The following is a 22,445-nucleotide window of genomic DNA, read 5'->3' as shown; positions in this document are numbered from 1 at the left end:
AATGCAATAAAATACACATGACGCAGGCAGATCGCCACGCTAAGCTTGCTCCCTGATTCAGACGGAATCTTTCGCTTCACTGGCGTATCATCCGTGATCTTCGCGCTTTAAAAGGAAACCTCTATGCTGCAGGAAACGCGCCTTCATCGCATCCGTGCCTTACTGACCCGGCTTAACCAGGTGAGTACCGAGCGCATTATCAGGGAGCTGGGGGTCTCACGCGAAACCGCGCGCCGCGATATCATTGAGCTGGAAGCGCTGGGTCTGGCGCGCCGCGTTCACGGCGGGCTGGTGGCGATTGAAACGCGGGCTGAACCGCCGCTGACGGAACGCCGCAGTACCCAGACCCGGGAGAAGCGCGCCATCGCCCGCGCCGCTGCGCAGTTGCTGCAGCCCGGACAGACGCTGTTTCTGGATGCGGGCAGCACCACCACGCTGCTGGCAGAGGAGTTGCACGCCCTTTCCGGCCTGACGATTGTGACCAACAGCCTGCAGGCCGCGCTGGCGCTGAGCGCCGGAGAAGAAGATCAGCCGCTGAATAATCAGATTATTTTGCTGGGCGGGACGATGTCGGCGGGCGCACAACAGACGCGCGGCGAAATTACCGTGGGTGAGATTATCCGCTATCGCGCCGATGTGGCGCTGCTGTCGCCGGTTGGCATTGAGGCGGGTTGTGGTGCCAGCAGTTTTCATCCGCACGAAGCGGCCATCGCCAGGGCGATGGTGCAGCAATCCACTTCCTGCTATCTGCTGGCCGATCACACCAAACTGGGGGTAGTCAGCCGCACGGTTTACGCGCCGTCACCGGCGATCAACCTGCTGATTACGGATAGTGGCGGCGACAACAGTGCCGCCCTTGAGGCGTTGCAGCAGACGCTGCCAGAGGTGATGGTGGTTTAACGCAGCCGCTGAGGATGGCTGTAAACCGTAGCGCGTCCAGGTTTACTGAACCCGACCAGCGTCAGATTGCAGCGCTCAGCCACCTCAACCGCCAGGCGGGTCGCTGCCGAGACTGCGAACAGGATCTCAACCCCGCACATGGCGGACTTCTGCACCATTTCATAGCTGGCGCGGCTGGAGACCAGCACCGCGCCTGGCCCCCACTCAGCCTGGCTGCGATAGCCCAGCAGCTTATCCAGTGCCACATGGCGACCCACATCTTCACAGCCACCGGCCAGCTGACCATCAGGCTGGATCCACGCGGCAGCATGGGTGCAGCCGGTTTTCTGTCCGACCGGCTGATATGCTTTCAGCTGGCCCAGCGCCCGATCCAGCTGATCCAGCGCAAAGGTCTGGGTAAACGGCAGCGGAGAGAGCGGCTTGCCAATCTGGTCCAGCTGTTCAACGCCACACACGCCGCAGCCGGTACGGCCTGCCAGCGCACGACGCTGCTCTTTCAGCGCCATAAAACGACGGCTGGAAAGCTCAATCTGAACCTCAATGCCGTGACAGCCCGGCACGATGTCCATGCCGAAAATGTCGCCTGGCGCGTCGATAATGCCCTCTGACAGCGAAAAACCCAGCGCAAACGCCTCCAGATCTTTGGGCGTGGTCATCATCACCACGTGAGAGATGCCGTTGTAAACCAGCGCCACCGGCACCTCGTCCGCCAGCCAGTCAGACTCTGCTGCGGTCAAATCGGCACGCTGCCATACCTGCGTTCTGCTGACGCCGGCCTGAATTGTTAAATCTTCGCCTGAGTCAGGCTGGATAGCTTTCAAAAAGTACGACCTGTTGTTAATAAATAATGAAATGCGACAGTCAGTACGGCTGCACAGCGGTGATCAGACGCAGACTAATTTTGCCTTCTGGCCCGGTGCGGCGCAAATAAACAGCGGGGCAATTCATGCGGTTTTCTCACCGGGAAAGGCGCAGCCACGCCTGCTGGCGGGCAGAATGAGAATGGGTATCTTTCAGGCTTTAACATCGGTAAGCATAAAACAACAGTAATTATCTGCCGCTACGGGAAATCTGCTTGCGCCGGGAATTGGTTGCCGAGGATTTTTAACAAAATTTAGAAAAAGAATTACTAATGACTAACCTGTTGACCCTGGTCAACTTACAGGCAGATAGGGCTGCTATTTTGCAAGGCTTCGCAATGGAGCCAATAAAGAAGAACGATAAAATGCAAATTAACAGACGGAGTTTTTTCAAAATCTGTGCTGGCGGGTTGGCGGGCACCAGCGCGGCGTTACTCGGTTTTGCCCCCACCACAGCCTTAGCCAGCGTCAGAGAGTTCAAACTCATTCGCGCCAGAGAGACACGTAATAACTGCACCTACTGTTCAGTCGGCTGCGGCATGCTGATTTACAGCCTGGGTGATGGCGCTAAAAATGCCCGCGCCTCGATTTACCATATTGAAGGCGATCCTGACCATCCGGTCAGTCGTGGATCGCTCTGCCCCAAAGGCGCGGGCGTGCTCGACTTTATTCACAGTGAACAGCGCCTGAAATACCCGGAATACCGCGCGCCAGGCTCGGATAAATGGCAGCGCATCAGCTGGGATGAGGCATTTGACCGCATTGCCCGCCTGATGAAGCAGGATCGCGATGCCAATTTCCAGGCCACCAACGCCGCTGGCGTGACGGTAAACCGCTGGCCGACCACCTCCATGCTCTGCTCTTCCGCCGCCAGTAATGAAACCGGCCTGCTCGATCAGAAATTTGCCCGCTCGCTGGGTATTCTGGCGCTGGAAAACCAGGCGCGCCTGTGTCACGGCCCGACCGTGGCCGCGCTGGCCCCCAGCTTTGGTCGCGGTGCGATGACCAATAACTGGAACGACATCAAAAATGCCAATGTGGTGATGATCATGGGCGGCAACCCCGCCGAGGCGCATCCGGTTGGCTTTAAATGGGTGATTGAAGCCAAAACCCATAACAATGCGCAGGTCATCGTGGTCGATCCACGCTTTAACCGCTCTGCGGCGGTCGCCGATCTCTACGCGCCACTGCGTGCCGGCAGCGATGTGGTTTTCCTGATGGGAGTGATCAACTATCTGCTGCAACACAATCAGATTCAGCAGGAGTATGTTCGCGCCTTCACCAATGCCGCACTGATTGTCAGCGAAGGCTTCAGCTTCAGCGACGGGTTGTTCAGCGGTTACAATGCTGAAACCCGTCAGTACGATCGTCAGAGCTGGCACTATGAGCTGGATGAAAACGGCCATGCAAGACGCGATGAGAGCTTCACTCACCCACGCTGCGTGCTGAATCTGCTGAAAACCCATGCCAGCCGTTACACCCCGGAAATGGTGACGCGCCTGTGCGGGACCTCGAAGGAATCCTTTATTGCGGTGTGCAGACAGCTGGCCTCAACCTGTGTGCCGAATCGCACCGCGACTATTCTCTATGCGCTGGGCTGGACCCACCACACCAACGGTTCGCAGATTATCCGCACGGCGGCGATGATTCAGCTGCTGCTGGGTAATATCGGGATGCCAGGCGGCGGTATTAACGCGCTGCGCGGCCACTCCAACGTGCAGGGCTACACCGATCTCGGCCTGCTGGCGCAGAGTCTGCCGGGCTATCTGCCACTGCCCTCCGAGAAGATGACCACCCTGGCAACCTACCTGCAGCAGGTCACACCGGTTGCGGCACTGCCGGATCAGGTCAACTACTGGCAGAACACCGACAAATTTTTCGTCAGCCTGATGAAGAGTTTCTACGGCGATAAGGCCACAGCGGAAAACCAGTGGGGCTACGACTGGCTGCCGAAGTGGGATAAGAGCTACGACTGCATGGCGCAGGCGGAGATGATGGAACAGGGCGCGCTCAATGGTTGCCTGATTCAGGGCTTCAACCTGCTGGCCGCCTTCCCGGACAAAAATAAAGCGGTCCGGGCACTGTCCCGCCTCAAATATATGGTGGTGATCGATCCGCTTCGCACCGAAACCGCCAGCTTCTGGCAGCATCACGACGAGTTCAACGATGTCGATCCCTCGAAAATCCAGACCGAAGTGTTCCGTCTGCCCTCTTCCTGCTTCGCTGAAGAGTCGGGATCGGTGGCGAACTCGTCGCGCTGGCTGCAGTGGCACTGGGCGGCCGCGGAGCCGCCCGCTGAAGCGCTGCACGACGGTAAAATCCTCGGCAATCTGTTCATGCGTCTGCGCGCGCTCTATCGCCTGGAAGGCGGAGCAAACCCTGAACCGCTGATGGCAATGCGCTGGGACTACCGCGATCCGTCTAATCCTGAGCCGGGAGAGGTGGCGCAGGAGAACAACGGTCAGGCGCTGGCCGACATTTACGACGCCAGCGGCAAGCTGTTGCTGAAAAAAGGCCAGCAGCTCAACGGCTTCTCAGAGCTGCGTAACGACGGCACCACCGCCAGCGCCTGCTGGATCTACAGCGGCAGCTGGACGCCGGAAGGCAACCAGATGGCACGACGCGACAACGCCGACCCATCGGGGCTGGGCGCGGTCTCCGGCTGGGCCTGGGCGTGGCCGGCTAACCGCCGCATTCTCTACAACCGCGCCTCCGCGGATGCGCAGGGTAAAGCCTGGGATCCGAATCGCCGCCTGATTGAGTGGGATGGCACTCGCTGGCACGGCATTGACGTGCCGGATTATCCGGTAACGCTGTCGCCGCAGCAGCAGGCCGGTCCGTTTATCATGCAGCCCGATGGTCTTGGCCACCTGTTTGCGCTCGATAAGATGGCCGACGGCCCCTTCCCGGAACATTACGAACCGATGGAAAGCCCGCTCGCCGACAATCCTATGAATCCGCAGCAGCGTCATAGTCCGGTCGTTCGACTGTTCAGCAGCGACGCCGCGCAACTGGGCGAGGCCGCTGACTATCCCTGCGTCGCCACCACCTATTCCATCACCGAACTGTTCCGCCACTGGACCAAACATGCCCTGCTGAACGCGATTGCGCAGCCGGAGCAGTTTGTTGAAATCGGCACCGAACTGGCAGAGGAGAAAGGCATCAAGGCCGGAGACAGCGTCAAGGTCTCGTCGCGCCGTGGCTATATCAAAGCCAAAGCGGTGGTAACACGTCGTCTGCAGCGTCTGATGATTGACGGCAAGCCGGTTGATACCGTGGGTATTCCCTGTCACTGGGGCTTTGAAGGCACCACGCGTAAAGGCTTCCTCGCCAATACGCTGACGCCGTCGGTTGGCGATGCCAACTCGCAGACCCCGGAGTACAAGGGATTTTTAGTGAAAGTGGAAAAAGCGTAACGGTAGATGACAATGGCTTATCAATCACAAGATATTATCCGTCGCTCAGCGACCAACGGCTTTACCCCACCGCCACAGGCGCGCGATCACCAGCGTGAAGTCGCGAAGCTCATTGACGTCACCACCTGTATTGGCTGCAAAGGCTGTCAGGTCGCCTGCTCCGAATGGAACGACATCCGCGATGAAGTCGGTCATAACATCGGGGTCTATGACAACCCTACCGATTTGACCGCAAAATCCTGGACGGTGATGCGCTTCTCGGAAGTTGAAGAGAACGGCAAGCTGGCCTGGCTGATTCGCAAAGATGGTTGCATGCACTGCGCCGATCCCGGCTGCCTGAAAGCCTGTCCGTCGGCAGGTGCCATTATTCAGTACGCCAACGGCATCGTCGATTTCCAGTCTGAGCAGTGTATCGGCTGCGGCTACTGCATTGCGGGTTGCCCGTTCAACGTGCCGCGGCTCAACAAAGAGGATAACCGCGCCTACAAATGCACCCTGTGCGTGGATCGCGTCAGCGTCGGCCAGGAGCCTGCCTGTGTGAAGACCTGTCCGACCGGCGCCATTCATTTCGGCAGCAAAAGCGACATGCTCACGCTGGCGGAGGAGCGCGTGGCGGAGCTGAAGTCGCGCGGGTTTGCGCAGGCTGGCCTCTACAACCCGGAAGGCGTGGGCGGCACCCATGTAATGTATGTGCTGCATCATGCCGACAAGCCTCAGCTCTACCACGGTCTGCCTGCTAACCCGGGCATCAGCCCGACGGTGACCTTCTGGAAGGGGATCTGGAAACCGCTGGCGGCGGTGGGTTTTGCCGCTACGTTCGCCGCCTCTATTTTTCACTATGTTGGCGTTGGCCCGAATCGCGTCACTGATGAGCACGACGACAACGACGATCACCCTGAGGAGCGCAAATAATGAAAAAGCCCGATCATCTGGTGCGTTACCGCGCACCCGAACGCATCAATCACTGGATTGTCGCGATTTGCTTTGTCATGGCCGCGTTAAGCGGATTAGGGTTTTTCTTTCCGTCGTTCAACTGGCTGATGCAGATATTTGGCACACCACAGCTGGCGCGTATTCTGCATCCTTTTGTCGGCGTGGTGATGTTCGTTGCTTTTATGCTGATGTTTTTGCGTTACTGGAAACACAACCTGATTAATCGCGATGACCTTTACTGGGCCAGAAACATTCACCGGATTGCGCTGAATGAAGAGGTGGGTGATACCGGTAAATATAACTTTGGTCAGAAGTGTGTGTTCTGGGCTGCTATTATCAGCTTAGTGTTGCTGCTTGCCAGTGGCATCGTGATCTGGCGACCTTACTTTGCCGATGCCTTCGCCATTCCGCTGATTCGTCTGGCGTTGGTGGTACATTCGGTGTCAGCGGTGGCGCTAATCATCGTCATTATGGTGCACATTTATGCTGCGTTGTGGGTCAAAGGCACACTGACCGCGATGGTGGAAGGCTGGGTCAGCGCCGAATGGGCCAGGCAGCACCATCCTCGCTGGTATCGCGAGCAGCGTAATCCGCCAATAAAACAGGAAAAACGCCCCTGATGAGTATTCGCATAATCCCGCAAGATCAGCTGGAGAAAGGCGAAAAGACAACGGCGGAGATGATTCCGCCGTTACTTTTTCCACGGCTGAAAAATTTATACAGCCGTCGTGCTGCGCGACTGCGTGACCTGGCGGCGAAAAACCCACTCGGCGACTACCTGCGCTTTGCGGCGGTGATCGCTGAAGCGCAGGAGATTGTGCTGTATGACCATCCGCTGCACATCGACCTGCATGCCCGCCTGACGCAGAGCGCCAGCGAGGGCAAGCCGCCGCTGAATATTCATACCCTGCCGCGCGATCCCCACTGGCAGCGACTGCTGCATTCACTGATTGCCGAGCTGAAGCCAGAGATGAGCGGTCAGGCACTGGCGGTGCTGGAGAATCTGGAGAAGGCGTCCGCCACCGAGCTGGAAACGCTGGCCAGCGCGCTGTTTACCGGTGAGTATGCGCTGGTCAGCAGCGACAAAGCGCCCTTTATCTGGGCGGCGCTTTCGCTCTACTGGGCGCAGATGGCGGCCCTGATCCCAGGCAAAGCACGCGCTGAGATGGGCGATCAGCGTCAGTTTTGTCCGGTCTGCGCCAGTATGCCGGTCGCCAGCGTGGTGCATATGGGCAGTCATGAAGGCGCGCGCTATCTGCACTGTAATCTATGCGAAAGTGAATGGCATGTGGTGCGCAGCAAATGTACCCAGTGCGAACAGTCCCGTGATCTGCACTACTGGTCGATCGACAGCGAACGGGCGGCGGTGAAAGCAGAGAGCTGTGGCGACTGCGGCACTTACCTGAAGATGCTCTATCAGGAGAAAGATCCGGCCATTGAACCGGTGGCAGATGACCTGGCATCGCTGATACTGGATGCCAGAATGGAGCAGGAAGGCTTCGCACGCAGCAGTCTCAATCCCTTTATGTTTCCTGGCGAATAGTCACTGACTCTGGAGAACCCGATGAAACTGATTGGCAGCTATACCAGCCCGTTTGTGCGTAAGATTTCGATTATCATGCTGGAAAAAGGCATTACTTTTGAATTCGTTAACGCATCGCCTTACAGCGATGACAGCCATGTGCCGCACTACAATCCGCTGGGCAAAGTTCCGGCGCTGGTCGCTGACGATAAGCAAATCTGGTTCGATTCCAGCATCATTGCGGAGTTTCTGGAACTGCGTGGCGTGGAGCCTGCTCTGCTGCCTGCCGATCCGCTTGAATCGCTTAACATCCGTCAGCTGGAGAAGCTGGCGGATGGCGTCAGCGATGCCGCGCTGGTGATCGTGCGCGAGCAGATGCGTCCGGGAAATTTACAGTCGGAAGAGGTGCTGCTGCGCAATCGTGAAAAGATTCAGCGCAGCCTCGACATGCTGGAAGCGAAGGCGGCAGAGGGGAAATGGCTTAACAACGGCCAGCTCAATCTGGCGGATATCGCCACTGGTTGCATGATCGGCTATCTCAATTTCCGTCGCGTAGTGCCGAACTGGTGTGTCGAACGACCCGCGCTGGTGAAACTGGCAGAAACACTGTTTCAGCGCGAGAGCTTTGCAAGGACGACGCCGCCTGCGGCGTGATGGTGTGCTGAGCCAGAACCATTAAGAAGGACAATGGTGTCTGGCTCCATGTCAAGGTAATGACTTCATTAAGAGCAGCAGAAATCTGGAGCCAGGCTATAGATCAGTAAAAGCCCACGAATATTAATTTTACTGGATTATCTTCATTCCTGCCTCTGGACTTTCCGCTCGGAAATTTTAACTATCACTCAGTTAACCCGGATTTATAAAAATAATAATTAATGCGTATAGTTGTTTTAAAATTAATCATAAGTGAACTTATAATTTATAATGTAAGACCCTATTTTATTAGTATGAGCCGTCACCCATACTTTAGTCATACCTTGCTTCCTGTCATTGTATAAATTCGTACGATTTGTACAAAGTTGAAGCCATCTTTTTGTGTGAGCATCTTTAATCCACAAACCAGCTTCACAATGGCTATATTTCCCAACTGCCGGACCTGGAAACGTAACCTCGTATTCAGACTCATACTGAACAATGTTACCAGGAGCGATATAAACATAGACACTGTAACAATTTAGAATGCATATAAGACCAATAGAAAAGCCACATCCAAAAGCTTTCAGTACATAGATAGCTGATTCACCAACTGGTCTAAAATAAACAACTCGCCCCGAAAAAACAAGACCTACTATTGATGCAACAGTAATGTATGTTGTCCACTCGGGAACACTCTTCATTAATACAACACGACTTGCGACGCCAGTTGACCACATCAGATACCATAGCCATGCTGCGAATATGATGAAAAAAACGGAGAGTAATAAATAGCGTTTAACATTGCCTTTTTCATAGCCAGAAAAAAAACGGCTTCCATGCATTTTAATCTTTCCTTATATAACACTAAAACTTATTTTAACTTCTGGTTGTTAGTGAGCTATCTTCTCATAAATATACTTTCAAACAATTCAATTTGCTAATGGAATTAGCGAAAACTCACTTTCACTTTGCTAGTTGACTATAGGTTTTAGAGCGTATTTTTATTATACTTCGTCACTGACACCGTCCGGTACGCCTGTCAGCGCCGAGTTGCAAGAAGCATAAGAGGTTACCGTACCCAGCAACGCGCCCCTATCGCCTGTACTTCCGAATAGTCTTCCGTCAGCTTATTTATCTGCGTTGCCAAGCAAACTGCATCCGTATCGCTTACCACCTGCGCCAGGTTCTTACCCGTCAGCCCCTTCACCGACACCGTCTGGCGGAAACACTGTTTCAGCGTGAAAGCTTTGCAAGGACGACGCCGCCTGCGGCGTGATGGTGTGCTGTAGATGGCAGGTGAAAAATTAAAAGGTGCGGTTTGGGGGCTAATTGTCTAATTCAGCTCTGAAGCGTGCCGTTCTGTCTGACGACGTTCTTATGCCTGACAATCTGATGCTGGATGAACAGGCTAACTATCTTTGATAGCGGCCTGATATTTTCCGGGATGTATGAAGTACTCGCAGGATGCAAACGCCATCTGTTTCGGCAACATAGATGATGATGAACGGAAAGCGTGGCACCACCAGTTTATATTGTTTTTCTGTGCCGACTTTTGTTCCGGCCCGCGGGTTTTCGCTAAGCAGACTGGCCATATGGGTAAACTTATCGTCTGTTGCACTGGCTACCAGCAGGCCTGCCTCACGATACAGATAACGAAATATCGTCTCCCTGTCTGCCTGCGCCTGTTTTTCCCATTGAACGGCTGATATCACAACGTTCCCCGCGCGGCCTGCGCTTTCAGTTCTTCCATGCGGGCATTCATTTCATCGTTACTGATGAACTCGCTATCACCGGCTTCATAACGACTGAATGCCGCCGTGATTTGCTCTTCCAGCCATGCATCATGTTGGCCATCCTGATATTGCCGCTCTTCAGCAGCCAACTCTTCCGCTCGCTGACGCATAACCTCTGTCAGCGTCATCTTCTGGCGCTCTGCTGCCCGCATCGCCAGCCGTTTAACGTCCTCATCAATCCTGAAGTGGATAGTACTCATAACCTGACTCTCGCGTGGTGTCATTTGTGGTGTCATCATGCCTGTCATCCTTTTCCCTGTCATCATCATTTCACTCTTATGCGATGCCGGAAATCGCCATACCCATATAAACAAATGGCCGGCTGCAGATGCTGAAGAGAGTATTGGGAAGAGGATGTAAACGAAATAGTAAATGGAAAAAACAATCCGTTTTTCAGAGACGACTCGCAGTTTATTACTTAGCTTTCAGCGAGTTTACAAAGCGGGCGGTGTATATTTGAACAGGAGAAAACAGAAAAGGAAGAACGTAACGAGAGATTTTTAGCGCGAGCTGAAGGTGGTGGAACACCAACAGCCCGCTGACCACAACTAACTGAACTGGAGTTAATTATGGCTAGAGCTGATTCTACGTCAGAACCCGCTGTACCCCAAGCACGCAAAAGCATCGTTGGTTACCGCCCCAACGGTGGCAGACCGAATCCATTACCCCAACTGACCATCAAAGGACGATGGCTGGAACAGTGGGGATTTATCAAAGGCCAGCCGGTCAGCATCATCGCCGAAAAGGGCCAGCTGATTATCCGCATCGCGACCGTCAGGGAGGATGATTTATGAATAACAGCCTTATCCAAGGGTCGGTGCCGGAGCTGAACATCGCGGGCACTCAGCTTGACGCGCTCGGCTTCACCACCGACACGCCGATCCGTCTGGTGCTGCGCGATAACAAGATTTCGGTAACAACCGTGATCGATGAAGCTGAGTGGAAAGTACTCTGTGAAGCCAGCCAGCAGAGGCAGGATTTAGGTGCAGAATGGGTGCGGGAGAACGGTGAGCTGGTTATCGGCGGCGACTGGCTGACCGGCTTTGATATCACTGAGGTGGAACAGCTGGAGATTACCGCTGAACCCGGTGTGATTCGGTTGCAGCGGCGGTAAGCGGGAAGGATTTAGGGATTAAAAGCAAAATCCCGGCTCACTGGCCGGGATTTAACGTTTAAGGCTGATAATCTTCATATTCCCAGGCAAATACGCGGGAGAGTTTATGCGCTATCTCCATCCAGTCTCTCCCTTCGCACTGGTCGATATAATCCGTAATGGTTTTGGTGATCTCATCCAGATCGTATTTACGCACCAGAAGCGTATGGCGCATCAATTCTGGTAGCCAGTGGTGTTTGCAGAGCCATTCTGGGGTACAGACATAAACCTCAAAATGATTTATTCCTTTTTCTTCTGATGGCCCTATACATAAATGGGCTAAAAATTGAAAACAATCATCTTCTTCAGGTTCATAACTTGATAAATCAAGCCAATCACAACCAATACTTCTCAGAGATGCTTTCATTTATTTTCCCCTTAAATATTCAAGTGACCGTTACCAGTTTTATCCATTTTTCCTGTTTCAATATTTTTTGTATAACTTTCAAAGTTAGCCTGAGTTACCGTTGGATTTAATGAATCCGGAGCATTTGGCTTTTCTTTAGGGGATCTATAAATTCTGGTTCCATCAGCACTGACTAATCCTGTGCCATCACTTGTTGGTCTGGCTCCGTCTCCCACCCAAATTTTACCCAGCCGATCAGCTTCCTCTTTAGTGCCAGTACCAACACCATAGTTCAGCTTCCCATTGTCACCTTTGACAACCGCCGCCAGTCTGGGATCCTGCTTCGCGATATTATTCAGATTTTGCTGGATCAGATCTTCTTTCAGTTTTAGATAGGTAGCTGAACTATAGGCCGATATTTCATCACTTGCTTTATTAATCAGCTTCGACGCTTCAGCCACGTCGCCTTTCTTCAGCGCCGTTTCTGCTGCCCTGATGACCTTGCCTGCCGCATCTCCCGCGCCAGGAATGGTACGAGGTTACCGCACCCAGCACCGCGTGCGCCATCAGGTTCGCCTGGATATTAACCTTACCGTTCGCGTCCGTCGTCAGCTCATGTATCTTTTCCGCCAGGTACGGTGCCGCCGCGCCGCTTATCGCCTGCGCAAGGTTCCCACCAGACAGCCCCGGTAACGTTCACGTTCGCCGCCCCCGGTCATCGAGCCGAACGTGAAGCTGCCGCCCGCGCTGGCGCTCTGCTGCTTACTGTCGTAGCGGTCGCTGTCTTCCTCCGAGGTCAGCGTCAGGTTGCGGCCCGCATCCACCTTCACGCTCGTCGACACGCTGATGCATTAGCCGCCTGAACTCATGCCGATGCTGATGGCCTACTACGCCTTACGCCCCATTCCGAACCTGCTGTACGCGAAAATCTGATCATTAAAGTTAAGAAAACGTCGGTTAATTGAGGTCTAGGTTCTAATTTATAAGTGTTGATATTTAATACCTTCGTCTTGTTCATATGATGACGACAAAGATTCCAACATACTTATTTCATCTCCAACATTCATAATGAACAAGATTAATTCACCTTCAAAAACCAGCTTTACACCTATAAATGCATCCTCTAATGAAGAAAAAATTAAAAATACTTTTAAAAGTTTTTTTTCGATATAATTAACGAACGGATAAACGTGTGAAATATCAATGACCGTTTCTCTCCCATATTCGCCAAGATCATTTCCCTGGAGAGGTACGTCTGTTAATTCAAGTGTCGAGCCATTCCTTCCACATTTAAAACTCTCCATCTCTTCAACTTCTGAAAAAACAAGCTGTAATTGCTGAGGGTGACTAAAATCATGAGTTTCAAGCGAATAAATCACCCCATTAACCCTTAGAAGCTTTCTTCCAACGACACTGCGAGCCCATTTTTGATATCCTCCCACAACATTAATCATTTCGGATCCCCCTTCAATGCATTTATTACAGATGTATTATTAATACCATCTTTAAGGATAGTGACGAAGCTACCATCTGGTTTGGTAACAACAACATTATTACCCTTGATCCTAAAAAATACATCTCCACGACTGGCCCCAATTCCAGTACCTTGCCCCGCAAATTTTCCAGCAATAACTTTATCCGGGTGAGAACCGATATCATTGATAATATCTAATACACGCTGTCTATCTGCTGCGTTCGATGCATTACCACCAAAATCTTCAACGTGTTTTCCAAGCTTTTTACCTAGTTGTGCATTGTTAACTGAGAATGCAGCATTAGATCCAACTCCAGAGCTTGGTAAAGATATTTGGCCAGGACTCGGTAAATGCCCTGATATTTCATCGCTGGCCTTATTAATCAGCTTCGACGCTTCAGCCACGTCGCCTTTCTTCAGCGCCGTTTCTGCTGCCCTGATGACCTTGCCTGCCGCATCTCCCGCGCCAGGAATGATACCGATTGCAGCCACAAGGTAATCAAGCGCCGACTGCGCTTCCGCAAAGCTTTTGATATCACCCACAACAGGTACGAAGTCAGCACCCAGCGAAGCCATATCTTTCAGCGCTTCACGCCGCTCTTCATACATCTTCACCGAGCAGGCTTCGGCGCTCATGCCGCTGCAGTTTGCCTTCTTATAGCGTTCGTTTTCCGCCTCAACGTACTCACCGGCCTTCTGTTCCGGCGTTTTACCTTCAGACTGCGCCTGCGCAATATCACTCAGTGCGTTATTTTCCAGCGACGTTTTACCCGCCTGAGCCCCCGCCACCGCATCCGCCGTGCTGTCACCCACAACGCCGCCCGCAAGACCCGCCGCCAGCGTACCCAGCGCGCTTATCGTCTGCCGCTGCTCCTCAGACAGGTCACTGCGCTTAACCCCCGGATACAGCTGCTGCGCGATGTATTCGCCCATCATCGCGCCCGAGGCTCCGGCCAGCGCAGCATTGCCCGCCGCGTACGAGGTTACCGCACCCAGCACCGCGTGCGCCATCAGGTTCGCCTGGACATTAACCTTACCGTTCGCGTCCGTGGTCAGCTCGTGTATCTTTTCCGCCAGGTACGGTGCCGACGCGCCGCTTATCGCCTGCGCCACGTTCCCGCCCGACAGGCCCTGCACTGCCGCCGTCACTGCGCTGATGCCCTGCTGCAGCGACGAACCCGTGCCGAACGGCTTCATCGCCGTGTCGTAAGCCTGTTTCGCTATTTCATCTGCCGTCGGGTTCAGCTTCCCTTTTTTGACCAGCTCTTCCCTCGCAGCCGCCAGTGCTTCCGGATCTTTCTGCACCTTCAGGCCCGCCACCCGCGAACTGTGGGGCTGCGTCGAGGGCTTAAGCGTGGTGCCCATCAACCGGAAGAAGGTGGCGCAGTGGCTGACGGAGTTTCCTGGTGCGATGCACAGCACCAGTGACGCGCCGAAGTTTAAGCGTGATGACGGGCATTTTGCGTAGGGGCTGATAAAACAAACCGGCTATTAATGAAGTGAACCCCTACTTGTTGGATGTCCAACTTTATGGAGTCAGCACATTATAGCCGGGCTTTTTATCAATAAAAGTCTTCTCGACTGAAGGTAATACCAGTGGGGGAAACATCATCTTTATCGAAGTACACTGTGTTTTCTTTCCCATGAATTACTACAGAGTAACCAAAGACAGTATTCTCCTCCTCGCTGATTCCAAGAACGACTCCCTTGCATTTTGCGTACTTACTATTTTTAGCATCCGCTTTAATTTCTACTTCTTGATAAAAATCTATTTTCATAGTTTTCACTTATGCGTAACTTTTCCATCAAGGGAGATATTAAGGTGAGAGCCATCTCGCGTTGCCCAACCTAACTGAGCTTTACCTGTTCGTGATAACTGGACATCCCACTCAAATGCCTGGCCCGCTGTACGAGATGGGCCTTTAACCCATTCATTCCCAAACTTGTCAATGTAACCTTTATTTGGGCCTCTTGGCAGAGGTTGAGATGCAGAGTACCCCTCTGGCGGTATATAACGAATTTTACCTTCATTCGGTAGCTGAACATAGTTGATACGACCTTTAGTCGACCACGGTTGCGCAGCTCCGCCTGTGCCTGAGGGATTGAAAGGTGGCTCTTCTATATAAGCGGGATTCTTACCTGTCTGCGCCGAACTACTTCCCTTCATCCCATAAACCGCGCCACCAATCGCCGCTGTGGTATGAACGCCAGCCATTGCGGTATAGAGGCCGTCTGCTGTCTCCTTACTCACACCCCAGTTTTCAGCGATACGGTTAACGTTGGCTTCGCGCTCCGCTTTCGCATCCGCCGAGGCATACTGCCACATCAGCGCGTCAACCTGACCTTTTCCTTCTTTATAAACGCTGCCCATCGTGCCGATATACTGGCCGTCGAGCTGCTGGTCATAACTCTTCGACATCGCTGCCAGTTCCTGCCGCATTCCCTGGCAGGCTGCTGAAGAAAGCCCTTTACAGGCTGAGTCTAACGCTGCATCGAATGCCTTATCTTTCGCATTCAGGTCACTGATTAACTTCTCAGCCTGCTGTTTCTTTTCGGCTTCCAGATACGGCAGCGACCACTTCGCATCCTGACGCTGCTTCTCGCCTTCGGCGTGCAGCGCATTATTCTCAACCGCGTTCTTACCCGCCTGAGCCCCCGCAACAACATCCGCCGTGCTGTCACCCACAACGCCGCCCGCAAGACCCGCCGCCAGCGTACCCAGCGCGCTTATCGTCTGCCGCTGCTCCTCAGACAGGTCACTGCGCTTAACCCCCGGATACAGCTGCTGCGCGATGTACTCGCCCATCACCGCGCCCGAGGCTCCGGCCAGCGCAGCATTGCCCGCCGCGTACGAGGTTACCGCACCCAGCACCGCGTGCGCCATCAGGTTCGCCTGGACATTTACCTTACCGTTCGCATCCGTGGTCAGTTCATGTATCTTTTCCGCCAGGTACGGTGCCGACGCGCCGCTTATCGCCTGCGCCACGTTCCCGCCCGACAGGCCCTGCACCGCCGCCGTCACCGCGCTGATGCCCTGCTGCAGCGACGAACCCGTGCCGAACGGCTTCATCGCGTTGTCATACGCCCGCTGCGATATATCGGCTTCCGTATAAGGCTTACCGCTTGCCGCCAGCTGCTCACGCGCCGCCTGAAGAGCCGCCGGGTCGTCCTTCGCCTTCAGGCCCGCTATCTGGCCCTGCGTCCGCGCGATATCTCCCGCCTGAGCCCCGATTTCCCCGATAAGCTGCGCCTCCTTCAGCCGGTTCTGCTCCTTCTCCTTGTCGAAGATGACGTCCAGCCCCGGATTCGCGTTCGCCACGTCGCGGCTGAGGTCCGCCACGTCCTGCGTCTGCTGTTCCTTATCGCGGATAACGATGGTGCCCTCACTCACCGCCGCCTTCGTGGTGGAGTCCGCGCTGCCGCTGCCGTTCAGCCCCGCCAGCATGCTGTTCGCCATGTTCCCGGCGAACTGACCGCCGATGCCGCCCGTGCTCATGCCCGCACTCTGATGCTCCACCTCATATTCCGCGTGGTTCTCAATATTGCCGAAGCCCAGCGTGCCGGTGTCGAGCCGGTTCTTATCGGCGGAGGCCGTCGAGCTGATGACCGCCCCGTTCAGCTGCGTGTGCTCACCCACCGTGACGTCAAAGCCGCCCTTGCCCGCAAAAATCCCGGTCTGCTCCGCCACGCTCTGCCAGTTGCTGTGCATCTTATCCCGGCTCACGTTCACGTTCGCCGACCCGGTCATTGAGCCGAAGGTAAAGCTGCCGCCCGCGCTGGCGCTCTGCTGCTTGCTGTCGTAGCGGTCGCTGTCCTGCTCTGAGGTCAGCGTCAGGTTGCGGCCCGCGTCCACCTTCACGCTCTCACCGCTGGCCTGCGCGCCCGTGAGCGTGATGTCGCGCCCGCTGGTCAGGCTGAGCCGGTTGCCCGCGTCCAGCGTGGTCTCACTGTGCGTCAGCCCGTTGCCTTTTTCGCTGCCCTTCGCCGCGTTGACGCTCGCCGACACGCTGATGCCATAGCCGCCCGACCCCACGCCGATGCCGATACCGACGCTGCCGCCCTTGCTGCTGTTCTTACTGTCGTTGCTCTGCGTGTTCTGCGCCGACTGCAGCAGGATGTCCCGCAACGCATCCAGGCCCAGGTTGCCGCCCGCCTTCAGCTGGCTGCCCTGCACGAGGATGTCGCCCGCGCTGCCCGGCTGCGCGCCGATGGCGAGGTAATTATTGGCGGCGACTGGCTCACCGAGTCCGGCATCGTCAGCGCTGAACAACCGGAAGTAAGCGCACCACTCTGTGTGCTAGAGTTGCAGCGGCGAGAAGTGGAGGTTTTCAAAGCGTAAAAAGAAAATCCCGACCAACAAGGCCGGGATTCTTCATATAATCAAAGAACTACTAATTGCTGATATATATGGCTTTACGCGTATCACGACCTTTGTAATAACTCCATTAGCAATTATTTCAGTAAATAAATACTCCCCTGATTTATCATTTTTTATACTGAATGAACTAACTCCATCAATAGAATTATGTACAAGTTCATTTCCATCAAGTTTTATAGCGTACTGAATCCATCCTTCAACAGCACTGAAAGAGAAGTCGATAACCACCCCTTTTTCATCTTTAGCCGTATATAAATAGCTTATATTATCTCGTTCAAAAGAAACTGGCTCACTTTCAAAAAAAGAGAGTAACTCTATCTCATCAGGTTTTTTTTCTATAAACATTATTGAGTTGCTCCATTTTTCGGTATTGTAGTAATAAAACGATGTGAACCATTACTCATAACTTCAAAAGTGCTTTCAAACATTGTTGCCTTACCAGAAGGCCCCATAAAGAAAGACTCCCTCACTTCGAAACTGCCGTACTGATCAGTATATTTTTTCACAATATTACTTGGGTTTTTTGTTGCTGTCGTGAAGTGTTCAGCAAGCATTGCATGCCCACTTACATCATCAGTAACTCCTAATCTCTTCATTTCTAAAGAAAGTTGATTTGTGCGATCTAATGTATGGGGATTTCCTGTTGATCTTCCAAAAAGGTAATCAAATTTTTTCGCATCAACTACAGAATTAGATATTGTCTGTATGGCAATAGCATCAGGTATTTTCTTGCCTGGCAGGAACAACCCCGCCAACATTCCACCCGTTGCTTCCAGAGCAAGCTGGTTACCTTGTGCAGCTTCTTTAACCTGCCCGGCAACAGCTGTCCAGGTTTCGCTTTTCATCAGGGCTTTCAGCGTATCTGCCGCAGCTTGATTTTTACCCGACAGATCGCTTAACGCCTGGGTACAGTAGCTATCACCCATAGCGCAGGAGGTAAGAGCCATTGCCGCATCAGCACCGTAATCTGCCCCACCTAATGCCGCATCGCCGGTATCAGCAAGCGCATTAATAATGCCGTTGGCGATGGAAGAGGTTGTGCCCTCACCCAGCTTTTCCCTGACCTGACTCTTCAGCGATTCAGCTACCTGCTTCGCCGTTTCACGGGCTTTGTCACCACTCAGCGAGTTGAACTCCAGCGCATTTTTCCCCGCCTGCGCCCCCGCCACAACATCCGCCGTGCTGTCACCCACGACGCCGCCCGCAAGACCCGCCGCCAGCGTACCCAGCGCGCTTATCGTCTGGCGCTGCTCCTCAGACAGGTCGTTACGTTTAACGCCGGGATACAGCTGCTGCGCGATGTACTCGCCCATCACCGCGCCCGAGGCTCCGGCCAGCGCCGAGTTGCCCGCCGCGTACGAGGTTACCGCACCCAGCACCGCGTGCGCCATCAGGTTCGCCTGAACATTAACCTTACCGCTCGCGTCCGTGGTCAGCTCGTGTATCTTTTCCGCCAGGTACGGTGCCGACGCGCCGCTTATCGCCTGCGCCACGTTCCCGCCCGACAGGCCCTGCACTGCCGCCGTCACTGCGCTGATGCCCTGCTGCAGCGACGAACCCGTGCCGAACGGCTTCATCGCGTTGTCATACGCCCGCTGCGATATATCGGCTTCCGTATAAGGCTTACCGCTTGCCGACAGCTGCTCACGCGCCGCCTGAAGAGCCGCCGGATCCTGCTGCGCCTTCAGGCCCGCTATCTGACCCTGCGTCCGTGCGATATCTCCCGCCTGGCTGCCGATTTCACCTATCAGCTGCGCCTCCTTCAGCCGGTTCTGCTCCTTCTCCTTATCAAAGATGACGTCCAGCCCCGGGTTCGCGTTCGCCACGTCGCGACTCAGCTCTGCCACGTCCTGCTTCTGCTTCGACGGGTCGCGGATGACTATCGTGCCTTCGCTCACCGCCGCCTTCGTGGTGGAGTCCGCGCTGCCGCTGTCGTTCAGCCCCGCCAGCATGCCGTTCGCCATGTTCCCGGCGAACTGACCGCCGATGCCGCCGCCCGTGCTTATCCCGGCGCTCCACCTCATATTCCGCGTGGTTCTCTATGTCGCCGAAGCCCAGCGTGCCGGTGTCGAGTTTATTCAGGCTGGCATCTGCCGTACTCGCAATAACCGCGCCGTTCAGCTGCGTGTTCTCACCGACCGTCACGTCAAAGCCGCCCTTAACGTATTACATCCGCTGTCCCAGCATCAACCTCAGGGGCTACTGGCTGGAAGAGACGGGGTTTGAGACCGTGCAGCCGGTTAAGGTTATGGTTGAGCGCGAACAGTTGATCATCCGGCTGGCTGAGGTGTGATTGGTGGGTAAAAGGATCCCGGCTTTGTGTCCGGGATTTATGATTAACGCTTGGCTAGTTTGTTGCTAATAAAAACACCAAAGCTGAGCATTATTCCAAGTATTGAGCCAGTTGTCGCTGACCCCTTAACATCTTCTAATGAGAAGAGTAGATTACCACCGACAAATAAATAAGCACTCAGGCGGAGAATGAATGTCGCCGAGATGCAAAATAAAATCATAACAACAACACTGATTAATAAACTTATCAGTAGTTTCATTAGTTGGCGTCTCCATTCGATTTTATTTGATCCTGTAGGATATTCCCTGACTTCTCAGAAACGTAAGAAGCCCCAACGTTACCTGCTGCACTTGGATATTTGCTCGGCAGCATTTCCTTCGATATCCCCAGTTGTCCTTTGACTTCGGTATATTTCAGCAGGTCAGGATTGAACTTTGGATCCCAGCCACCAGTGATCCATTTACCAGCGGCATTTGTCCCTGAAGAGATCAATTTACCGGCTCCATAACCTAATGCCGATCCTGCACCATTAGTTATCGCACCAGTTAGCGGATCATCGCCATTGATTTGATTCGTTAAGGCTCCTCCAACAGCGTTCCAGATCACTGTACCGGTCAGGCCATTTCCGATGGTGATAACGTTTGTCCAGCCAGCGACAACAGAGTTAACCGGGTTCACCGTACCATCTTCAGCGTACTGAGCGCCTGCATTAACCCCTGCACCCAGTGCCCACATTGCCTGCGCTGGAGCTGTTAAAGATGCCACGCCGCCAGTTGCCAGCGCTCCCGCAATCGCTTTATTCACCGCCTCGCCGCGCTGGCAGCTAACTGAAGAAGGATCGTCTGCACAGGACATCACGTCTTTACCCTGCTTCTGCACGAACTTTTTCTGTCCCGCTTCGGTTCCACCAAATAAGTTGTTATTAACGGCGTTCTGTCCCGCCTGCGCGCCCGCCACCGCGTCCGCAGTGCTGTCTCCGGTCATACCTCCAGCCAGACCCGCCACCAGTGTCCCCAGCGCGCTGATGGTCTGCTTCTCCGTTTCCGTCAGGTCGCTGACCGCTTTACCCGGATACAGCTGATTCATCACCAGCTTCGCCATCAGTTCGCCGCTGACCGCTCCGGCTGCACCCGCCAGCGCATTATTCCCGGATGCGTAAGACGCTACCGCCCCGACAACCGCGTGGGCCATAGCCTGCGCTTCCGGGTTGCCTTCCGTCAGCTTATGTATCTGCTCAGCAAGATATGGACTTGCCGCGCCGCTCAACGCCTGAGCCACATTCCCGCCCGACAGACCCTGCACCGCCGCTGTCACCGCGCTGATGGCCTGCTGCACCTTACCGCCGGTGCCGAACCCGCTCTCCGCGAACGCCTGATTATAGTAGTTGCTGTAAACCTGTTTATTGACGTCGCTTGCGCTGTACTGCTTCGTCGGATCCTTTGCTTTCAGCTCAGCCAGCGCTCTGTCGCGGTCGGTCTGCGTGGCGCCGGACATTTTCTCGTTTGCGGCCCGCGTCGCAATGATATCGCCCTGCGTCCGCGCGATATCTCCCGCCTGAGCCCCGATTTCCCCGATAAGCTGCGCCGCCTTCAGCCGGTTCTGCTCCTTCTCCTTATCAAAGATGACGTCCAGCCCCGGGTTCGCGTTCGCTACGTCGCGGCTCAGCCCTGCCACGTCCTGCGCCTGTTTTTCCTTATCGCGGATAACGATGGTGCCCTCACTCACCGCCGCCTTCGTGGTGCTGTCCGCGCTGCCGCTGCCGTTCAGCCCCGCCAGCATGCCGTTCGCCATGTTCCCGGCGAACTGACCGCCGATGCTGCCGCCCGTGCTAATGCCCGCGCTCTGGTGCTCCACCCTGTAGTCCGCGTGGTTCTCTATGTCGCCGAAGCCCAGCGTGCCGGTGTCGAGCCGGTTCTTATCGGCGGTGGCCGTTGAGCTGATGACCGCGCCGTTCAGCTGCGTATGCTCACCTACCGTGACGTCAAAGCCGCCCTTCCCGGCAAAGATACCGGTCTGCTCGGCCACGCTCTGCCAGGTGCTGTGCATCTTATCCCGGCTCACGTTCACGTTTGCCGACCCGGTCATCGAGCCGAAGGTGAAGCTGCCGCCCGCGCTGCTGCTGGTGCTGTCGGTGACAGTGATGAGGTTTATTGAGTAGCGGCCATTATCGGGTAACTCACTGGTTATAAAGTAAAAACCCAGCCGTGAAAACTGGGCTTTCTATTAACAAGATGTTATTGTTGGACTAACAGAAGACAGTACTTCAATAACATCATCGCCTGTAACTATTAAGTAATGATTTATAGGACCCCCATCATGGATGTTGGCGCTTTGCTTATTAAACCATGATAAATAATGAGATCCTTCTACTGTATAAATTCCTGTAATCATCTGACCATTCAGATCATCTTGCATTTTTAGCAAGTCACCTTCATCTGTTACACGAAAGGAGTGTATCCATTCAAAAGTAACCATAACATTACTTTTAAAATCCTCATCAAATAAGTAAAAAGTCAGATCAAGCGCCCCAGAAAAATACTTAATATCCTTTAGCTGAATATTTTTAAAGGAATGAACACCGATATCAATACTTAAAATTTTCTCAGTCATATGGCATCACTCATCATATCTAAACTTAACCCTATTTTTAACAGACTGCATTAACTTTTTGTTTTATTCAAATTTCTTTTTCTATACGGTAAATAATAAGATAGCCATAAAATGATACCCAATAAAAACCC

At 54.0% G+C, this 22,445-nt stretch carries 23 protein-coding genes and 3 pseudogenes; 9 read left to right on the top strand and 17 right to left on the bottom strand.

The features are described 5' to 3' along the window. The first annotated feature begins 123 nt into the window (after positions 1–123). Complete coding sequence (locus tag ACVKSX_RS16545; protein WP_010257462.1) at positions 124–900, top strand: DeoR/GlpR family DNA-binding transcription regulator; 777 nt, start codon at positions 124–126, stop codon at positions 898–900. On the opposite strand, the gene fdhD is transcribed toward ACVKSX_RS16545, so the two are convergent. Continuing rightward, the gene (gene fdhD / locus ACVKSX_RS16540; RefSeq protein ID WP_010257467.1) at positions 897–1,721 is read right to left on the bottom strand and encodes a formate dehydrogenase accessory sulfurtransferase FdhD; all 825 of its coding nucleotides are present in this window, start codon (positions 1,719–1,721) and stop codon (positions 897–899) included. The genes ACVKSX_RS16545 and fdhD overlap by 4 nt on opposite strands. 404 nt (positions 1,722–2,125) lie before the next feature. On the opposite strand from fdhD, the gene fdnG reads away from it, so the two are divergent. The 5 genes from fdnG to ACVKSX_RS16515 are packed head-to-tail and all read left to right on the top strand — an operon-like array spanning position 2,126 to position 8,285. Further along, positions 2,126–5,176: a formate dehydrogenase-N subunit alpha gene (fdnG, locus tag ACVKSX_RS16535; protein WP_354439212.1), complete on the top strand. Its 3,051-nt coding sequence runs from the start codon at positions 2,126–2,128 to the stop codon at positions 5,174–5,176. 12 nt (positions 5,177–5,188) lie between these two features. Then, positions 5,189–6,088, top strand: a complete 900-nt coding sequence (fdxH, locus tag ACVKSX_RS16530) for a formate dehydrogenase subunit beta (protein WP_061901890.1) — start codon at positions 5,189–5,191, stop codon at positions 6,086–6,088. Then, positions 6,088–6,729, top strand: a complete 642-nt coding sequence (gene fdoI, locus ACVKSX_RS16525) for a formate dehydrogenase cytochrome b556 subunit (RefSeq protein ID WP_010257478.1) — start codon at positions 6,088–6,090, stop codon at positions 6,727–6,729. The genes fdxH and fdoI overlap by 1 nt, the downstream gene beginning before the upstream one ends. Further along, positions 6,729–7,652 (top strand): formate dehydrogenase accessory protein FdhE, encoded by a 924-nt coding sequence (gene fdhE, locus ACVKSX_RS16520; RefSeq protein ID WP_010257482.1) that lies wholly within the window; start codon positions 6,729–6,731, stop codon positions 7,650–7,652. The genes fdoI and fdhE overlap by 1 nt, the downstream gene beginning before the upstream one ends. Before the next feature lie 21 nt (positions 7,653–7,673). Next, a complete protein-coding gene (locus tag ACVKSX_RS16515) occupies positions 7,674–8,285 on the top strand; it encodes a glutathione S-transferase (RefSeq protein ID WP_022624824.1) in 612 nt (203 codons plus the stop codon). A 242-nt stretch (positions 8,286–8,527) separates the two neighbouring features. Here ACVKSX_RS16515 and ACVKSX_RS16510 read toward each other — a convergent pair whose 3' ends face one another. From ACVKSX_RS16510 to ACVKSX_RS16500, 3 genes are all read right to left on the bottom strand, one after another. Then, positions 8,528–9,109 (bottom strand): hypothetical protein, encoded by a 582-nt coding sequence (locus ACVKSX_RS16510; RefSeq protein WP_071785050.1) that lies wholly within the window; start codon positions 9,107–9,109, stop codon positions 8,528–8,530. A 570-nt stretch (positions 9,110–9,679) separates the two neighbouring features. After that, positions 9,680–9,979 (bottom strand): type II toxin-antitoxin system RelE/ParE family toxin, encoded by a 300-nt coding sequence (locus tag ACVKSX_RS16505; protein WP_010671632.1) that lies wholly within the window; start codon positions 9,977–9,979, stop codon positions 9,680–9,682. Next, on the bottom strand, positions 9,976–10,260 hold the full coding sequence (locus tag ACVKSX_RS16500) for a DNA-damage-inducible protein J (protein WP_010671631.1): 285 nt from the start codon (positions 10,258–10,260) through the stop codon (positions 9,976–9,978). The genes ACVKSX_RS16505 and ACVKSX_RS16500 overlap by 4 nt, the downstream gene beginning before the upstream one ends. 369 nt (positions 10,261–10,629) lie before the next feature. On the opposite strand from ACVKSX_RS16500, the gene ACVKSX_RS16495 reads away from it, so the two are divergent. Continuing rightward, entirely contained in the window at positions 10,630–10,854 is a 225-nt protein-coding gene (locus ACVKSX_RS16495; protein ID WP_010257490.1) for a SymE family type I addiction module toxin, read from the top strand. After that, the gene (locus ACVKSX_RS16490) at positions 10,851–11,174 is read left to right on the top strand and encodes a SymE family type I addiction module toxin (RefSeq protein WP_010257495.1); all 324 of its coding nucleotides are present in this window, start codon (positions 10,851–10,853) and stop codon (positions 11,172–11,174) included. Before ACVKSX_RS16495 ends, ACVKSX_RS16490 begins: the two co-directional genes overlap by 4 nt. A gap of 58 nt (positions 11,175–11,232) precedes the next feature. On the opposite strand, the gene ACVKSX_RS16485 is transcribed toward ACVKSX_RS16490, so the two are convergent. The 10 genes and pseudogenes from ACVKSX_RS16485 to ACVKSX_RS16440 all read right to left on the bottom strand — a co-directional run. Beyond that, positions 11,233–11,580 carry an immunity 8 family protein gene (locus ACVKSX_RS16485; RefSeq protein WP_031593501.1) on the bottom strand — a complete coding sequence of 116 codons (348 nt, stop codon included), beginning with the start codon at positions 11,578–11,580 and terminating at the stop codon, positions 11,233–11,235. Positions 11,581–11,591: 11 nt separating this feature from the next. Next, positions 11,592–12,020, bottom strand: a complete 429-nt coding sequence (locus ACVKSX_RS16480) for a filamentous hemagglutinin (RefSeq protein ID WP_137229829.1) — start codon at positions 12,018–12,020, stop codon at positions 11,592–11,594. Between the two features lie 192 nt (positions 12,021–12,212). After that, positions 12,213–12,401, bottom strand: coding sequence for a hypothetical protein (locus tag ACVKSX_RS16475; RefSeq protein ID WP_073832249.1), 189 nt, complete (start codon positions 12,399–12,401; stop codon positions 12,213–12,215). A 138-nt stretch (positions 12,402–12,539) separates the two neighbouring features. Further along, positions 12,540–13,013 carry a hypothetical protein gene (locus tag ACVKSX_RS16470; RefSeq protein ID WP_167430500.1) on the bottom strand — a complete coding sequence of 158 codons (474 nt, stop codon included), beginning with the start codon at positions 13,011–13,013 and terminating at the stop codon, positions 12,540–12,542. Continuing rightward, positions 13,010–14,455: a VENN motif pre-toxin domain-containing protein gene (locus ACVKSX_RS16465; RefSeq protein WP_354439209.1), complete on the bottom strand. Its 1,446-nt coding sequence runs from the start codon at positions 14,453–14,455 to the stop codon at positions 13,010–13,012. Before ACVKSX_RS16465 ends, ACVKSX_RS16470 begins: the two co-directional genes overlap by 4 nt. A gap of 140 nt (positions 14,456–14,595) precedes the next feature. Then, the gene (locus ACVKSX_RS16460; protein WP_050482658.1) at positions 14,596–14,811 is read right to left on the bottom strand and encodes an Imm31 family immunity protein; all 216 of its coding nucleotides are present in this window, start codon (positions 14,809–14,811) and stop codon (positions 14,596–14,598) included. Positions 14,812–14,816: 5 nt separating this feature from the next. After that, positions 14,817–15,473, bottom strand: a complete 657-nt coding sequence (locus ACVKSX_RS16455; protein WP_080740542.1) for a polymorphic toxin type 17 domain-containing protein — start codon at positions 15,471–15,473, stop codon at positions 14,817–14,819. Then, a pseudogene (locus ACVKSX_RS16450) lies at positions 15,447–17,276 on the bottom strand (hemagglutinin repeat-containing protein); the annotation flags it as partial. The gene ACVKSX_RS16455 and the pseudogene ACVKSX_RS16450, both read right to left, overlap by 27 nt. Before the next feature lie 129 nt (positions 17,277–17,405). After that, positions 17,406–17,756, bottom strand: a complete 351-nt coding sequence (locus ACVKSX_RS16445) for a hypothetical protein (protein ID WP_132499535.1) — start codon at positions 17,754–17,756, stop codon at positions 17,406–17,408. Next, positions 17,756–19,571 (bottom strand): annotated as a pseudogene (locus tag ACVKSX_RS16440) (VENN motif pre-toxin domain-containing protein); the annotation flags it as partial. The pseudogene ACVKSX_RS16440 and the gene ACVKSX_RS16445, both read right to left, overlap by 1 nt. On the opposite strand from ACVKSX_RS16440, the gene ACVKSX_RS16435 reads away from it, so the two are divergent. Continuing rightward, positions 19,453–19,704, top strand: coding sequence for a SymE family type I addiction module toxin (locus ACVKSX_RS16435; protein WP_010671623.1), 252 nt, complete (start codon positions 19,453–19,455; stop codon positions 19,702–19,704). The pseudogene ACVKSX_RS16440 and the gene ACVKSX_RS16435 sit on opposite strands and share 119 nt — an antisense overlap. 43 nt (positions 19,705–19,747) lie before the next feature. Here the strand turns inward: ACVKSX_RS16435 and ACVKSX_RS16430 are convergent, their stop codons facing one another. The 3 genes and pseudogenes from ACVKSX_RS16430 to ACVKSX_RS16420 all read right to left on the bottom strand — a co-directional run bounded on the left by ACVKSX_RS16430 (position 19,748) and on the right by ACVKSX_RS16420 (position 22,314). Next, positions 19,748–19,963, bottom strand: a complete 216-nt coding sequence (locus tag ACVKSX_RS16430; RefSeq protein ID WP_010671622.1) for a hypothetical protein — start codon at positions 19,961–19,963, stop codon at positions 19,748–19,750. Further along, positions 19,963–21,825 (bottom strand): annotated as a pseudogene (locus ACVKSX_RS16425) (VENN motif pre-toxin domain-containing protein); the annotation flags it as partial. The pseudogene ACVKSX_RS16425 and the gene ACVKSX_RS16430, both read right to left, overlap by 1 nt. 102 nt (positions 21,826–21,927) lie before the next feature. Further along, on the bottom strand, positions 21,928–22,314 hold the full coding sequence (locus ACVKSX_RS16420) for a hypothetical protein (protein WP_137229734.1): 387 nt from the start codon (positions 22,312–22,314) through the stop codon (positions 21,928–21,930). Positions 22,315–22,445 lie beyond the last annotated feature (131 nt).

It is taken from the genome of Pantoea sp. PvP021 (genome assembly GCF_054056055.1).
Note: the sequence above shows the minus strand (reverse complement) of the source record. Positions and strands in the feature narration are given on the sequence as shown.

Excerpts from the sequence above, each read along its gene's own strand:
- ACVKSX_RS16460 (WP_050482658.1), bottom strand. The coding sequence starts at position 14,811 with ATGAAAATAGATTTTTATCAAGAAGTAGAAATTAAAGCGGATGCTAAA.
- ACVKSX_RS16490 (WP_010257495.1), top strand. The coding sequence starts at position 10,851 with ATGAATAACAGCCTTATCCAAGGGTCGGTGCCGGAGCTGAACATCGCG.
- ACVKSX_RS16485 (WP_031593501.1), bottom strand. The coding sequence starts at position 11,580 with ATGAAAGCATCTCTGAGAAGTATTGGTTGTGATTGGCTTGATTTATCA.
- ACVKSX_RS16545 (WP_010257462.1), top strand. The coding sequence starts at position 124 with ATGCTGCAGGAAACGCGCCTTCATCGCATCCGTGCCTTACTGACCCGG.
- fdhE (WP_010257482.1), top strand. The coding sequence starts at position 6,729 with ATGAGTATTCGCATAATCCCGCAAGATCAGCTGGAGAAAGGCGAAAAG.
- ACVKSX_RS16420 (WP_137229734.1), bottom strand. The coding sequence starts at position 22,314 with ATGACTGAGAAAATTTTAAGTATTGATATCGGTGTTCATTCCTTTAAA.
- ACVKSX_RS16470 (WP_167430500.1), bottom strand. The coding sequence starts at position 13,013 with ATGATTAATGTTGTGGGAGGATATCAAAAATGGGCTCGCAGTGTCGTT.
- ACVKSX_RS16510 (WP_071785050.1), bottom strand. The coding sequence starts at position 9,109 with ATGCATGGAAGCCGTTTTTTTTCTGGCTATGAAAAAGGCAATGTTAAA.
- fdoI (WP_010257478.1), top strand. The coding sequence starts at position 6,088 with ATGAAAAAGCCCGATCATCTGGTGCGTTACCGCGCACCCGAACGCATC.
- ACVKSX_RS16500 (WP_010671631.1), bottom strand. The coding sequence starts at position 10,260 with ATGAGTACTATCCACTTCAGGATTGATGAGGACGTTAAACGGCTGGCG.
- fdxH (WP_061901890.1), top strand. The coding sequence starts at position 5,189 with ATGGCTTATCAATCACAAGATATTATCCGTCGCTCAGCGACCAACGGC.
- ACVKSX_RS16455 (WP_080740542.1), bottom strand. The coding sequence starts at position 15,473 with ATGCGGCAGGAACTGGCAGCGATGTCGAAGAGTTATGACCAGCAGCTC.
- ACVKSX_RS16515 (WP_022624824.1), top strand. The coding sequence starts at position 7,674 with ATGAAACTGATTGGCAGCTATACCAGCCCGTTTGTGCGTAAGATTTCG.
- ACVKSX_RS16495 (WP_010257490.1), top strand. The coding sequence starts at position 10,630 with ATGGCTAGAGCTGATTCTACGTCAGAACCCGCTGTACCCCAAGCACGC.
- ACVKSX_RS16435 (WP_010671623.1), top strand. The coding sequence starts at position 19,453 with ATGTCGCCGAAGCCCAGCGTGCCGGTGTCGAGTTTATTCAGGCTGGCA.
- fdnG (WP_354439212.1), top strand. The coding sequence starts at position 2,126 with ATGCAAATTAACAGACGGAGTTTTTTCAAAATCTGTGCTGGCGGGTTG.
- ACVKSX_RS16430 (WP_010671622.1), bottom strand. The coding sequence starts at position 19,963 with ATGAAACTACTGATAAGTTTATTAATCAGTGTTGTTGTTATGATTTTA.
- ACVKSX_RS16445 (WP_132499535.1), bottom strand. The coding sequence starts at position 17,756 with ATGTTTATAGAAAAAAAACCTGATGAGATAGAGTTACTCTCTTTTTTT.